We start from the raw sequence: 12,346 nt of genomic DNA, 5'->3' as shown, positions 1-12,346 counted from the left end.
GGACCGGCGCTGCCACATGCACAGGGGCCGCTCCTTAAGGCTGCCTTAAGGTGAGCAGGTCAAGCGACAGCTTTTGAAGGAACTCCAATGCGCCTCTTCATTGTCACCAATCTCAGACCCACCCTGATGCTGTTCACAGCGCTGCTGTTCGGTTCTGCACCACAGATCGCCGCAGCCGAGGATGTCCCGCAGCCCCAAGAGTATCCCCGGATCCTGAAGGCGATCGAGCAGCAGGGACTGACAATCCTTGGAGAGATGAAGGTGCCAGGCGGTCTGAGAGCATTCGCCGCAAAAGCTGGCGCTCAACCTCTGGCACTTTACCTCACCCCGGATGGCGAACATGTGGTCGTTGGCACACTTGTCAACGCAGCAGGACAGGACATGGCGGAGACCCAACTCAAGGAGATGGTAGAAGCGCCGATCTCGGAAGAGGGCTGGCAAAAGCTTGAGCGATCCACATGGGTGAAGGACGGAAGCCCAAACGCGCCAAGGATCGTCTACGTGTTTACCGATCCAAACTGTCCCTACTGCCACCAATTCTGGAAGTCTGCCAGACCATGGGTCGAAGCGGGCAAGGTGCAGTTGCGGCATGTCATGGTCGGCGTGATCAGACAGGATTCGCCTGCCAAGGCGGCTGCCATTCTTGAGGCTAAGTCTCCTGAGGAGGCATTGGCCGAAAACGAACACAAGTACGAGGACGGCGGCATCGCCCCTTTGGAAACGGTCAGCCCCGCAATGGCGGAAAAGCTTGAGCACAATGCCACCCTGATGACCGAGCTTGGCTTTTCCGGCACCCCTGCGATTGTCTTCAGGAAGGCAGATGGCAGCATCGGACAGATGGCTGGTCTGCCTCAGGATGCCGCGCTCGAGATGATCTTGGGTTCGAGATAGCTTAACCCGCTCCGCTCTTCTATGTCTGCAATGGGCCGACGGGCGTCATGGCGCAGAAGCGCCAATAGGAGACGTGAATTTCGGTTTGGAGGCTGGAATGGGCCATAAGCCGAAGATGAAGCAGCCGCACCAGAGAACAGACAGGGATTCTTCTCCGGCTTTACCGCTGGTACTAGACATAGCCCCAAAGCTATGGCAGGCCAAACGCAGATGGTGGAATAATGCCAAAGTTCGAAAGCGTGCTAGGGACAAGATGGGCCAGAGTAACAACAACGGCGTCAGCGCCCCTTCTTCCGAGGGAAAGAATGAGTCAGAAGGCCTGAGAAAGGCAGTCGAAGGCCTTCGTGAACTGCGGCAGATTGCTGGTAAAGGCCAGGCAGACATCGCCTCCGCACTCAACATCAAGCAGCCGTCCGTCTCAAAGATCGAGAAGCAATCAGATATGTATTTGTCGACGCTTCGCAGCTATGTCGAAGCGGTCGGGGGAAAACTTGAGCTGACCGTGAAGCTACCGAAGCTCCCCGCGCTTCGGATTCACCATCTGGGCGACCATACCGCCGCGAAGACGCGAGTCGGAGGAAGAGGCGCTGCGTCGACGGCAAGGCGACGCCATGGATGAATTGCAGCGGTCAATCTATGTGGACCGTTTTCGCCTCGCGTTCCACACTCAAAAGGGCACGGCCTTCCAGGACTGGTTTGTTCGGCTCGCCGGCTACGCATTCGGCGCGGATTTCGAGGAAGTTCGCCCTTACGGCCCCTATGGCGACCTGAAGTGCGACGGCCGCCGCGTCAGCAGTGGCTCCGTCTTCCAGTGCTATGCACCGGAGGCGATGAAGGAAGCTGACCTCATTGCCAAGATCGATGAGGATTTCCATGGTGCGCGCACCAATTGGGGCAGCGGCATGAAGGAATGGGTCTTCGTTCACAACGATGGCCGCGGTCTGCCGCCAAACGCCGTCCAGCATCTGGACGGCCTGCGCAACGCGCATTCCACAATCCAGATATCGACGTGGTCCGAACCCGAGCTTCATGCCCTCGCGATGGGCCTTGATATCTCCGCACTGCAGGCTCTGTTCGGCCTCGCGGCTTCCATCGCCATTGTCGATCGACTGGTCCTGTCCGACCTCATGCCGATCATCGACGCGTTGCAACGCCAGGATAGTCCGCCAAATCCGCCCCTGACTCCCCCGTCACCCAAAAAGCTCGAAAAGAACGCGCTCTCTGAAGAGACCGGCCTGTTCCTGCGGATCGGGCGGCGGAAGTCCAGCCTCGTCGACACCTTCTTTCGGAAGAGCCCGCGCCCTGACCTCGGCGAACGCATCGCCGAGGCGTTCCGCACGCGCTATGCAGAGTTGAAAGCGCTCGACCTGCCCGCCGACACGATTTTCAAGCACCTCCAAGACTATGCCGGTTTCAACGGCGAGCCGAAGCGCCAAGGCGCGGCGCTCGCCGTCCTCGCCTATTTCTTTGACAGCTGCGACATCTTCGAAGATCCGGTCGCCTCGGTGGGGGCGCTATGATCCTTCCGACCAAACATGTTCGACCGGATCGCGCGCTGATCGGCGTGGGCGCGGAAGTGCTCGATATCCTGAAAAGGCCTATGACCATGTCAAGGCTGTGGGACGAGGTGCGCGGTCGGCGAACCCTTCACGCCCCGAACGCTCCGATCGACTATCAGTGGTTCGTCCTCTCGCTGGACCTGCTCTACGCGATCGGCGCACTCGAATTCGAGCGCGGCTTGGTGCGGAGGGTTCAGCCATGATCCGCCGCTTCGGTAGTGACCTGGCGCCCTTTAAGACACTGACCTTCGGCCCGGGCCTCAACATCCTCCTGGCCGACAAGAGCGAAGGTTCAAACGATCGACAGTCGCGTAATGGTGCCGGGAAGACCAGCTTCATAGAGCTGGTCCATTTCCTGTTCGGCGCCGACGCGCGCAAGGAGAGCATCTTCCGTTCCGAAGCGCTGTCTCCGTCGACGTTCGATGTTGCCGTCGACGTCGCTGGCGAAACCATTTCGGCGGCTCGCAGTGGCGCGAAACCGAGCAAAATCTTCGTCAACGGCCCGGTCGAGAACTGGCCTGTCCCGCCGCAGTTCGACCAGCGTGCAGGGCTGTTCGAACTGTCGAATGAGAATTGGAAGGCCAATCTCGGTCATCTCTGGTTCGGCCTGCCGATATCGGCGGGGGATGAAGCCGAACGCTTCCAGCCCTCATTCCGGTCACTTTTCTCCTACTTCGCGCGGCGCCAACTTAGCGGCGGGTTTCATCAGCCAATGCAGCATTCGACCATGCAGCAGGCGTGGGACCAGCAGGTTTCCATCTGCTATTTGCTCGGCCTCGATTGGACGATTCCGGGCCGTTTTCAGGAACTTCGCGGCCAAGAAAAGGTCGCTCAGGAGCTTCGCAAGGCCGCGCGCAGTGGCGACCTCGGTCGTTTCTTCGGTAAGGCCGCCGATCTACGGACACGTCTGACCATCGCAGAAGCGCGCACCGAGCGGTTGCGGGCTCATCTCGAGAATTTCGAGGTCGTGCCGGAATACAAGGCTCTCGAGCGTGAAGCGAACGAGATCACGCGCGAGATTGACGCTCTCAACGTAGAAAACGTGGTCGATGGTGACCTGCTCCAGCAACTTCGCGCATCGCTTGGCGAAGAGGATGCGCCCGATCTCGACGACGTCACCAAACTGTACGCCGAGGCTGGTGTGGTGCTGCCGGACATGGTTCGCCGGCGCTTTGATGAAGTCGAACGCTTCCATCGAACCATCATAGAGAACCGCCGGGCGCATCTTAATGCCGAAATTGCCTCGGCCGAGACACGGATGAGCGAGCGAGACCAGCGCATCGCGGACCGGGACCGGCGCCGCCGGCAAATTATGGGTGTGCTGCGCTCGGGCGGCGCACTCGAACATTACACCACCTTGCGGGAAGAGGCTGGCAGGGCCGAAGCCGAAGTCGAGGGCCTGCGTCAGCGGCTTGAAACCGCCGAGCGCATCGAGAGCACGAAGGCCGAGCTCGATATCGAGCGGGCCAATCTGACCAAAGCGCTGCGGGACGACATCCATGAGCGCGCTGACGTGATCCGCGAGGCCATCCTCGCCTTCGAAGCCCTCTCGGAGTCGCTTTACGAAAAGGCTGGTAGCCTCACCATTTCCGAAACCGCCGGCGGCCCACAATTTGAGGTCCATATCGACGGACAGAGGAGCAAAGGGATCACCAACATGCAGATCTTCTGTTTCGATCTCATGTTGACGGAAATTAGCATCAGGAATGGGCGCGGACCACGCTTCCTCATCCACGACAGCCATCTCTTCGATGGTGTGGACGAGCGACAGGTGGCCAAGGCCCTTCAGCTTGGCGCGGAGCGCGCCCAGGCCGCCGGCTTTCAATACATCGTTACCATGAACTCGGACGCGCTGCCGCGGGAGGGATTCCAGCGGGGCTTTGACGTCCAAGCGCATGTCATCGACACCAAGCTGACCGATGCGACAGATACAGGTGGCCTGTTCGGCCTACGCTTCGAGTAGGCTTCCCATGCGATCTGCGCCGTTCACGCGACCGACCCTCCTTGCTGCAGTCGAATTGCTCGAATTGCACAGCCAAGCCAAGTTCAATCAGATGGTGCTGCGGCTCGGGCTTGAGGATGAGATTTCCTCAAGCACCGCCCTCAGTGTCGCAAAGAAATGCGATCTCCTCGCGCGCGCTGTCCTGCAGCGCGCGGACGTGATCCTCGACACGCTCGACGGCCGCATGACCTTGGGCGAAGCGGTGGTCCGGCAGGCAGCACAGCTGGCTCAGCAGGATTCTGCGCAGCCTCTCCAGACGGGGTTCGCGCGCGGACTTGCGCGCGACGGCTACGTTTTGGTGTGGGACGCTTACGGCCGGAACGCTTCAATCCGGGCTGCCCTTCCCGGCGAGATTCAGCTCCCGGAGACCGACGACGAAGTTCATCAGCTCCTCAAACACTTCAGCTTCGTCACCCCTCTAGGGCACCTCGACCAGGCAATCGAAGCGCACACGCGCGGCGATTGGGCCGCCTGCAACGGGCAGCTTCGAACGTTCATCGAGAGCCTGTTCGACGACATTGCGCGGAATGTGCGGCCCGCGGAATCGGCGACACGTCCCAGTTCAGAAAACCGACGCGCGCTCCTCGCTGAGATCGGCTTTCTTGCAACGGATCGGAACGAATGGACCCAGGACGGAAAGAACTACATCAACGGCCTCTTCAAAATGCTGCACACCGAAGGGTCGCACCCGGGCCTATCCGATGAAGACCACAGCACCTTCCGGCTCCACGTCGTCTTGGTGACCGCCAGGACGTTCTTGCGGCGCCTCGCGAACGGCCAGTGAGAAGCCGATGGCATTCTTTTCCCAAGATCAACTGGAGGCGATTGCAGGTGCGCTGGGAGCCACCAATAACGGTCTGACCGGCCCGGAGATCGAGCACCTTCTCGCCTCTTCCAAGATTGATGATCCCGGACCCGCGACGAAGCGCATTCGCATCTACAACGCCTTTGCCGCGTGCCAGAACACAAAGCGAAATCGCACCAACATCCTCGAGTTCATTCGACTGGCGATGAAGCCGGCGCGCTACAGCCGGGAGCCTCACCGCTACGAGCCAATGCGGGCTCGGCTTAACCAGGCGTTGGCGTTCGCGGGCCTTTTCGTCGATCAGTCTGGGGAGCTGAAGATGGCTGACGCCGCCCAGACCTTACCCGAAGCACAGCGGCGTGCTCGCGATTTGCGCGCGGATCTCGAAGGACGTGGCGTGCACGCAGATGTTCTGAAATTCTGTCGCGCCGAACTTCTTGCCGATAACTATTTTCATGCGGTGCAAGAGGCCGTCAAAAGCGTTGCCGACAAGATGCGGACGCGGACCGGACTGACCGACGACGGCGCTGGGCTTGTTGACCGTGTTCTCGCAGGTAGTCCGCCCCTTCTGGCGATCAACCCACTTTCCACGGCCAGCGAGCGCAGTGAGCAGAGTGGGTTTGCCAACCTTGTCCGCGGTACGTTTGGCATGTTCCGCAATCCGACGGCGCACGAAGCCCGCATTCACTGGTCAATGTCCAAGGAGGATGCCGAAGATCTGCTGTCGATCGTATCGCTGATTCATCGGCGCCTCGACGCAGCCCATATGCCGGCACGCTTATAGCTGACCAATCCATGCTGGAGGGCAATCTTTGCTATTGGCCAAACAAGCAATATCTCTGCTCCGTGAAAGACTGTTTTCATTGCTGATATGAAAGCACAAAGCGGCATCATCACATCTGGCTGCCAATTACGGGTTTGGCGCCAAAGACGACTTGAATCAACGCACTGAGAAGGGAGAAAGGCGCTCTGCCCTCTCTCCCCCACAAGCACTAAACCGGTCTCCCCATGCTTCGGCCTGCGGCCTGCAGCACCGGCCGCATTTCCATGAAATCCGTCTCGGCCCTCCCGGTGGGTGATCCCCCTCCGGTTTAGCGGGCCTGTCGCAAACATTTTCGGAGCGCGCGATTATCCCCTGAGCGTCCTCATTTTCATGCTTTGTTAATCTTTTGCAGTCCGAAGAGGCGCGCAAGAAAATCGTTCTGATCGTTGACAGTCCAACCGCCGGAAAAGCTGAAGCCTTTCCTCAACCACAGCATTGCCTCGAAACCCGCGATGGTTCGCCGCGCCGTGTTGAAGGATTGGAAGCCACCGATCTTTGGCATGTTCTTCTTTACCCGGAAATGGTCACTTTCGATGCCTTGCTGGAGGTGCTTGGTGACATAGTGGACGGGATCGGGATGGAGGAGCCCATCATCAACCGACATTTTGATCGTTGACGGGAAGGTGTTGGCCCCGTCGGTCCCGATCCTGGTCGGCGACAACAAGGGTTCGTCTTTGAGCATCTTGCGGAAAAACCGCTTGGCGGCGGCGAGATCGCGCTTAGCGGTCAACAGGAAATCTACCGGATTGCCATGCTTGTCGATGGCTCGGTACAGATAGCGCCATTTGCCGCGGATCTTGACGTACGTCTCATCGATTCTGACCGAGCCGCAATGGGGGCGCCTAAACTGCCGAAGCCGTTTTTCGATCATCGGCGCATAGGCCAATACCCAGCGGTTGATCGTGCTATGATCGACCTCAAAGCCCCGCTCGCGAAACATCTCTTCCAAGTCACGATAGCTGAGCGGGTAGCGCAAGTACCAGGCAACCGCCTGTACAATCAACCAGGCCTCGAAATGCCTGCCTTTGAAGTCATCCTTTGATTGGCGCTTCAGCTTCTCGGCAATAGCATTCAGAATCATGGGCTCGCTCCGCAACTTTCGGAGCGGCAAATTCCATGCCTATGGTCAACATACGGTTAAGCCCGAAAGTTTGCGACAAGCCCCCCAAAAGCGGGGCGCACGGAAGAGCGCTGCGTATGCGCGAAACTGCTGCGCTATGGACCCAGATCGGGTTCTGTTCGTCTCACCGAGTTGGAACCAGCACACGGTCAACATTGTGGTGCCCGCAAGGGCGAGGCCCCAGAAGATAGCCCGCCACCCCAAGGCCTCATCCACCAAACCGCCAAGCGCCGGGCCAATCATCGGAGCCAGCGCCCAGATCATCGCTGCATAGCCGATGCGGCTTGCTGTCTGCTCCTTGCCAGCGGTGTCTCTGATAATCGCCATCAAAACCGGATAGCAGGAGGTGATCGCCGCCTGGAGCGAACGGAACGCTAGGAAGGCCCAGATATTGGATGCAAGAGCGCAACCGATGGACCCGACCGTGAAGAATGCCAGGCTGATGACGACGATCGGCCGACGCCCGTACCGATCGGACATCGGCCCCATGATCAGTTCCAGTATGACGGAGACGGCTGCGTAGCCCGCCAGAGACAGGCTCACGAGAGCATAATCGGTTTGGAAATCTCTTGCGATGTGCGCCAACGACGGCAGGAAGATGTTCAATGGCAGCACCGAAAGGGCGCATAGAAGGGTCAACGTCACAAGCTTAGGCGCACGTTGTGCGCACAGTCGTGCAAGTTGGCTATATGATGTCATTGCGGCCCCTTTTACGAGGCCGGCAAAAGAGATAGGCATCTCACCCGTCCCTTCGCCGGCCTGATCCGGATCAGGTTCAAAGGGTCACTGCGCTGCTTTCGCCCAACAGTATCTCAGCCCTTTGACAGGGCACCCCTCGGTATTGGGGAGACTAACGGAAACTTTGAAAGATGCCCATGGGGTTTGGGTTTGAAATCTGTCGCAGCGAACCTGATCGCGGCGAGGTCCGATTGCTTAGGCATCCGTGACCGCTTCCGGCGCAAATCGGAAGACAACACCAAAGACTGACCAAAGCCTAAGACTCTTACCATCCGCAGTCGGAATTTAGCCTTCAAAACCCGTAAAACCCTGTATTGCAACAGGAAATCGCGGAAAAAAACGGCTGACAAGTCGCATGCCCCGAGAGAGCCCGTGCGCCGATTTCCTTCGCCCGTCTCGCCTCACTGACGTCAAGCAGTCCTTCGATTTCCCGGGTCATTCACTTTCATGAGAGCCATAAGCATCGGCCCGAGTGAAAACTCCCCACGTTCCGAGCGCCTGGTGAGATCCCGAAGATAGCCACCGGCAGATGTTATAAAGTTCGACCGTTCAAGAATGCAGGCCATAGCCACCGCGGCATTTTCCGGCCCCATCGCGCTGCACGCCTCCTCGTAGGCTGACGGACTGACGCCGAGCATGGAGCGCACCACGACGGCGGCTTTCATGAGCTCGCGCCAGTTTTCTATACGTCCGCCGGGACCATAGTCGGCAATCTGCGGGCAGGCCCGAAGTACCATCCCGAGTGGGAAGGCCTTTATTGGCTCTGGCTTGGCCTTCGCTCCCCCGTTCGCCTCGCTCTTGGCCTGACGTTCATCCTCCGGGTTTCCGCCCTGCTCTTTTCCAGAGCTAGGTTCAAGTTCATAGATAGATTCGGTATTTGAATTCTGTATGTGCCGGTCATCCTGGACGGCATTGCCATGCATATTCTCAGGTTTCAGCTGCATTTCCAGAATGTTGAGGATTTCTGCCCGGAGCAGCTGCATTTCATCGAGTGCGAGTTCGAGCTGGCTCCTCTCCGGATAGCGTGGAAGGCGCGCAAGAATGTCGACGTAGACCGCTTCTACCTGCCCCCAGTTGCCGGGCGCGCCCTCCTCCACCGCAGCTGAGATGAGCTTGCGCACGTCTCGCCGGCAGATCGTAAGAGCTTCTTTTGTCCGACGGAACCGTGTTCGCTCCGCAACGACATCCTGTGCGATTTGCGCGAGTTCATGGGCGCGAGCCAGAAGAGGGGTCAGATCGAAGCCGTAGGCCTGCTCCACTTCACCGTCACGACTGCGATGTGCGTACCGCTTCCCGTTGGGGCTATCGCGGCGCAAGATGAGCCCGGCCTCGACAAGTGCCGCGAGTTGCCGCCTGAGTGTGCTTTCCGTGATCCCATGAGCGCGAACCGATAGCTGCGCATTGGATGGGAAAACGACAAGCCCGCTGCTCGAATCGAGCTCCCCGTGGGGGTAAAACGTCAGGAGAGCATCGAGAACGGCCAAGGCCCGATCCTGAACTCCAAGGCGTTCTCGCGCCTCGCAGACATCGCGAAACACTTTCCACTTTTCAATCCGCGTGTTGTGATCCGGATCCTTGATCGCCATCTGTCTTTTGACCAGGGCAAGCGACATCGACCGCCGCCCAAAGGGCGTCGTCACATCTCCCGTTTGCATTTTTCTCTCACCTTTCTTCAGGCAAAGGAAATCCGCTCACCAAAATGGCGCCAAGACTCTTGACTGTGATTCCGGGAAATGCGATTCTCGATCCTGCTAGAGATGACGAGAGAGGCTTCCACGGTTCGCCGTTTGGGGGCCTTTTTCTTTTGCGGTTTAGTCTCCGTTGGTTTCGTTTTGCGACCCCTTGTACTCCTCGTACAAGCGATCCATGCGAGAAGACAGCCATTCGCTGAAAGGCTTGGCTTCTACATTCGTGAGCTCGATGGCAACCTTCTTCGCTTTGGCGGTCATCGCGAAATTCAGCGAGCGATCAGACGAGATCCAGTCTTTTGCTGCGGTATCGGCTTTGGGCATTTTTGCAGCCGATTTGGCCTTGTATCGCTTCACGTAGTCATGAAGTTCATCAAACCGCTCGGCTTCAGGAAGCCTTTGAAAGTCGGCCGAAGCTGCGTGCTCAACAGCGACCTTGGAGAGGGCAGGGGCGAGTAGCAACTGCCGGAGGCTGAGCCAACGGTCGCGCCCAATTTTCTTCGATGCACCCAAGGCCTGAATGACTGGCGCTGGCACCGCCTCGACGACAGCAAGCATCTTCGACAGCATCGCCTCATCGATGGCGAGCGACGAACGAACCGTTTCCTTGTTCATTCCAGACGCGATCAGGTTCTGAGCGAAGTAGGCGCGTTCAATGAAAGACAGGTTTGAACGGGCTGCGTTTTCCTGTCCCTGTACGATCGCCGCGGTGATATCGTCGAGCTTCTTTACGATCGCCTTTACCGGAACTCCGAGTTCGCGAGCCACCCTGAGACGACGGTGACCGAACACGACCATGTATCGCTTGGCATCCGTGGAACTGGGGCGGACAAGGATAGGTGTCGCCTGACCTGATTCCTTGATTGCCTTGAGCAGGTCCTGAAACTCTTCTCCGTCGTCTGAAAGGCGGTCGGCCACGAAGGACACGTCAATCAATCGCGGATCAAGATCCACGATCACCTCACCTTCCATGAGCTTCTTGGTGTTCTCGGCCATATCTTCAATGGAGCGAACAACCGTCTTGGCGGCTCCTGTCATGCCGTAACCGGGTTTTGTAGGCGTCTGGTTTGCCGAGATCGACGCCATATCCAGTTTGGCGAAAGGATTTTCACGGGACATAGGTGCTCTCCCAACCTGTTTTCAGAACCGGTAACTCGTTGACATCTATTTGCAAAACGCGGAAAAAAACGGCTGACAAGTGCCTCATTTTCTCCCCCAGACACCGTGGATGAGCTCAACGATTTCCGCGTTAGCGGCATTCAAGCTCTCCATTGCCCTGTCGTAGGTTGCCCGAACAAACTCACCGCGCTCGACCTCATACAATGTCTGCTTCTTTATCGAAGCATCGGAAATCGCAGTGGACTTCAGAACGTGGTTTCTCAGCATTTGCTGTGCGAACATCGACTGCATGAACCCGACCATCTGTGCCTGCGGAATATCCGTGGGCTCAAAGCGGGTGATAAGATACCGGAACCACTGAACACGCATTTCGGCCCCGGCCTCCGCTACCGGCCCCATGATCCCCCCGAGCATCATGAGAAACTGGCTCATCGACATGATGTCCAGCATCTGAGGATGAATGGTGATAAGGATCCCGGTAGAAGCCATGAGGGCGGTAATCGTCAAATAGCCCAACTGAGGAGGGCAATCGATGACGACTACATCGTACTTGTCATCCACCTGCTTCAGAGCGCTGGCGATCCGCATATAGAAAAGTCGGCCATCCTCCCCCTTCTTAGAGGAAATCGCCAGTGGCACGTCATATTCGTATTCCTGCAGAACCAGGTTAGCGGGCACGACATCCAGTCCAGGAATGTTGGTCGGCTGGATGACGTCAGCGATTGACTTCCGCTCGTCGTCAAATCGAAGAGCCTCATAAAGAGAGGCAGTATCATCAAGCTCCGGCTGGATCCCGAAAAGCGAAGTCAGTGATGCCTGCGGGTCAAGGTCGATCGCCAGCACACGATGGCCGGTGAGGGCGAGATATTGCGCAAGGTGCGCGGCAGTGGTCGTCTTGCCGCTTCCGCCCTTGAAGTTGACGACCGATACAACCTGCATCGGCTCTCCTTCCTTCCGCCTAGGCACGTAGTATCTCTTGTCGGACTTCTTGTTGGCCTCGAGATAATCCCGAAGCTCGAGCATCTGGTCAGCCGTATAATATCGGCGTCCACCGATGGACTCGATTTCCGGTCCTTTCCCGTCAGAATGGAGTTGCCTCAGGTGCGTCTGGGTGACACCCATGAAGTCCGCAACTTCAGCAAGCTGAAACTTGCGCAGTCCCTTGCGAGCATCAGGCGGGTACTGCTGGCTGCGCAACATATGCAACGCGCTTGAGATCTTCGCCCCTTGCTCGGCAATCTCAATATCAAATCTGTTGGGCAGCATATTGCTCATTTTGCGAACTATTTCCCGGAGGTCGTCAGTTTCGAAAAAATGGCTCGAACGCCATCATTTGCGAAACTATCCTGCGATTCCGGCATCGTCGCAAGAGATTTAAAGTTAACAAGTAGTTAACGGAACTGCAGGAGTGGCTGACAGAATATCGATTCATCCAAAGACTTCCGCATGTTAGCCCAGCTTTGTCCGCCGGCGCCACTGACAGCGAAATGCAGATCTGCACCTCTTATCAACATCCTAGAACCCGGTTCCCAACCGGCGTTTGAGACGTATAGCGCCGATTCGGTAGAATCACCGGATGCAAATCTGCACATAGTCACACG

The 12,346-nt window shown here is 57.8% G+C and carries 12 protein-coding genes and 1 riboswitch; of the genes, 7 read left to right on the top strand and 5 right to left on the bottom strand.

Features of this window, described 5'->3' with window-relative positions; genetic code table 11:
* Nucleotides 1–87: 87 nt before the first annotated feature.
* The 7 genes from dsbG to ACQKP1_RS23880 all read left to right on the top strand — a co-directional run bounded on the left by dsbG (nt 88) and on the right by ACQKP1_RS23880 (nt 6,041).
* Nucleotides 88–891 (top strand): thiol:disulfide interchange protein DsbG, encoded by an 804-nt coding sequence (gene dsbG / locus ACQKP1_RS23910; RefSeq protein WP_427277296.1) that lies wholly within the window; start codon nt 88–90, stop codon nt 889–891.
* A 97-nt stretch (nt 892–988) separates the two neighbouring features.
* Complete coding sequence (locus ACQKP1_RS23905; protein WP_425349416.1) at nt 989–1,510, top strand: XRE family transcriptional regulator; 522 nt, start codon at nt 989–991, stop codon at nt 1,508–1,510.
* Nucleotides 1,503–2,411, top strand: coding sequence for an ABC-three component system protein (locus ACQKP1_RS23900; protein WP_109707832.1), 909 nt, complete (start codon nt 1,503–1,505; stop codon nt 2,409–2,411). Before ACQKP1_RS23905 ends, ACQKP1_RS23900 begins: the two co-directional genes overlap by 8 nt.
* The gene (locus ACQKP1_RS23895) at nt 2,408–2,653 is read left to right on the top strand and encodes an ABC-three component system middle component 6 (protein WP_109707833.1); all 246 of its coding nucleotides are present in this window, start codon (nt 2,408–2,410) and stop codon (nt 2,651–2,653) included. Before ACQKP1_RS23900 ends, ACQKP1_RS23895 begins: the two co-directional genes overlap by 4 nt.
* Nucleotides 2,650–4,413 carry an ABC-three component system protein gene (locus tag ACQKP1_RS23890; protein WP_109707834.1) on the top strand — a complete coding sequence of 588 codons (1,764 nt, stop codon included), beginning with the start codon at nt 2,650–2,652 and terminating at the stop codon, nt 4,411–4,413. The genes ACQKP1_RS23895 and ACQKP1_RS23890 overlap by 4 nt, the downstream gene beginning before the upstream one ends.
* A gap of 7 nt (nt 4,414–4,420) precedes the next feature.
* Nucleotides 4,421–5,236 carry a hypothetical protein gene (locus tag ACQKP1_RS23885; RefSeq protein WP_427277295.1) on the top strand — a complete coding sequence of 272 codons (816 nt, stop codon included), beginning with the start codon at nt 4,421–4,423 and terminating at the stop codon, nt 5,234–5,236.
* 7 nt (nt 5,237–5,243) lie between these two features.
* Complete coding sequence (locus ACQKP1_RS23880; RefSeq protein ID WP_109707836.1) at nt 5,244–6,041, top strand: TIGR02391 family protein; 798 nt, start codon at nt 5,244–5,246, stop codon at nt 6,039–6,041.
* A gap of 367 nt (nt 6,042–6,408) precedes the next feature.
* On the opposite strand, the gene ACQKP1_RS23875 is transcribed toward ACQKP1_RS23880, so the two are convergent.
* The 5 genes from ACQKP1_RS23875 to repA form a co-directional block, all read right to left on the bottom strand.
* Complete coding sequence (locus ACQKP1_RS23875) at nt 6,409–7,161, bottom strand: IS6 family transposase (RefSeq protein WP_024899183.1); 753 nt, start codon at nt 7,159–7,161, stop codon at nt 6,409–6,411.
* Nucleotides 7,162–7,206: 45 nt separating this feature from the next.
* On the bottom strand, nt 7,207–7,899 hold the full coding sequence (locus tag ACQKP1_RS23870; protein WP_427277311.1) for an MFS transporter: 693 nt from the start codon (nt 7,897–7,899) through the stop codon (nt 7,207–7,209).
* A gap of 29 nt (nt 7,900–7,928) precedes the next feature.
* Nucleotides 7,929–8,046: riboswitch (TPP riboswitch) on the bottom strand.
* A gap of 302 nt (nt 8,047–8,348) precedes the next feature.
* Nucleotides 8,349–9,593: a plasmid replication protein RepC gene (gene repC / locus ACQKP1_RS23865; protein ID WP_310243860.1), complete on the bottom strand. Its 1,245-nt coding sequence runs from the start codon at nt 9,591–9,593 to the stop codon at nt 8,349–8,351.
* Between the two features lie 156 nt (nt 9,594–9,749).
* Entirely contained in the window at nt 9,750–10,745 is a 996-nt protein-coding gene (gene repB, locus ACQKP1_RS23860; protein ID WP_427277294.1) for a plasmid partitioning protein RepB, read from the bottom strand.
* Nucleotides 10,746–10,829: 84 nt separating this feature from the next.
* Entirely contained in the window at nt 10,830–12,020 is a 1,191-nt protein-coding gene (repA, locus tag ACQKP1_RS23855; RefSeq protein WP_064334921.1) for a plasmid partitioning protein RepA, read from the bottom strand.
* Between the last annotated feature and the right edge of the window lie 326 nt (nt 12,021–12,346).

The organism is Allorhizobium sp. NPDC080224, assembly GCF_050281005.1.
In the GTDB taxonomy this organism is placed as follows: Bacteria; Pseudomonadota; Alphaproteobacteria; order Rhizobiales; family Rhizobiaceae; genus Allorhizobium.
This window is presented reverse-complemented; position numbering and strand designations above follow the sequence as displayed.

Coding starts and splice junctions, on each gene's coding strand:
- ACQKP1_RS23895 (WP_109707833.1), top strand. CDS start 2,408: ATGATCCTTCCGACCAAACATGTTCGACCGGATCGCGCGCTGATCGGC.
- ACQKP1_RS23870 (WP_427277311.1), bottom strand. CDS start 7,899: ATGACATCATATAGCCAACTTGCACGACTGTGCGCACAACGTGCGCCT.
- dsbG (WP_427277296.1), top strand. CDS start 88: ATGCGCCTCTTCATTGTCACCAATCTCAGACCCACCCTGATGCTGTTC.
- repB (WP_427277294.1), bottom strand. CDS start 10,745: ATGTCCCGTGAAAATCCTTTCGCCAAACTGGATATGGCGTCGATCTCG.
- ACQKP1_RS23900 (WP_109707832.1), top strand. CDS start 1,503: ATGGATGAATTGCAGCGGTCAATCTATGTGGACCGTTTTCGCCTCGCG.
- ACQKP1_RS23880 (WP_109707836.1), top strand. CDS start 5,244: ATGGCATTCTTTTCCCAAGATCAACTGGAGGCGATTGCAGGTGCGCTG.
- ACQKP1_RS23875 (WP_024899183.1), bottom strand. CDS start 7,161: ATGATTCTGAATGCTATTGCCGAGAAGCTGAAGCGCCAATCAAAGGAT.
- ACQKP1_RS23905 (WP_425349416.1), top strand. CDS start 989: ATGGGCCATAAGCCGAAGATGAAGCAGCCGCACCAGAGAACAGACAGG.
- repC (WP_310243860.1), bottom strand. CDS start 9,593: ATGCAAACGGGAGATGTGACGACGCCCTTTGGGCGGCGGTCGATGTCG.
- ACQKP1_RS23885 (WP_427277295.1), top strand. CDS start 4,421: ATGCGATCTGCGCCGTTCACGCGACCGACCCTCCTTGCTGCAGTCGAA.
- repA (WP_064334921.1), bottom strand. CDS start 12,020: ATGAGCAATATGCTGCCCAACAGATTTGATATTGAGATTGCCGAGCAA.
- ACQKP1_RS23890 (WP_109707834.1), top strand. CDS start 2,650: ATGATCCGCCGCTTCGGTAGTGACCTGGCGCCCTTTAAGACACTGACC.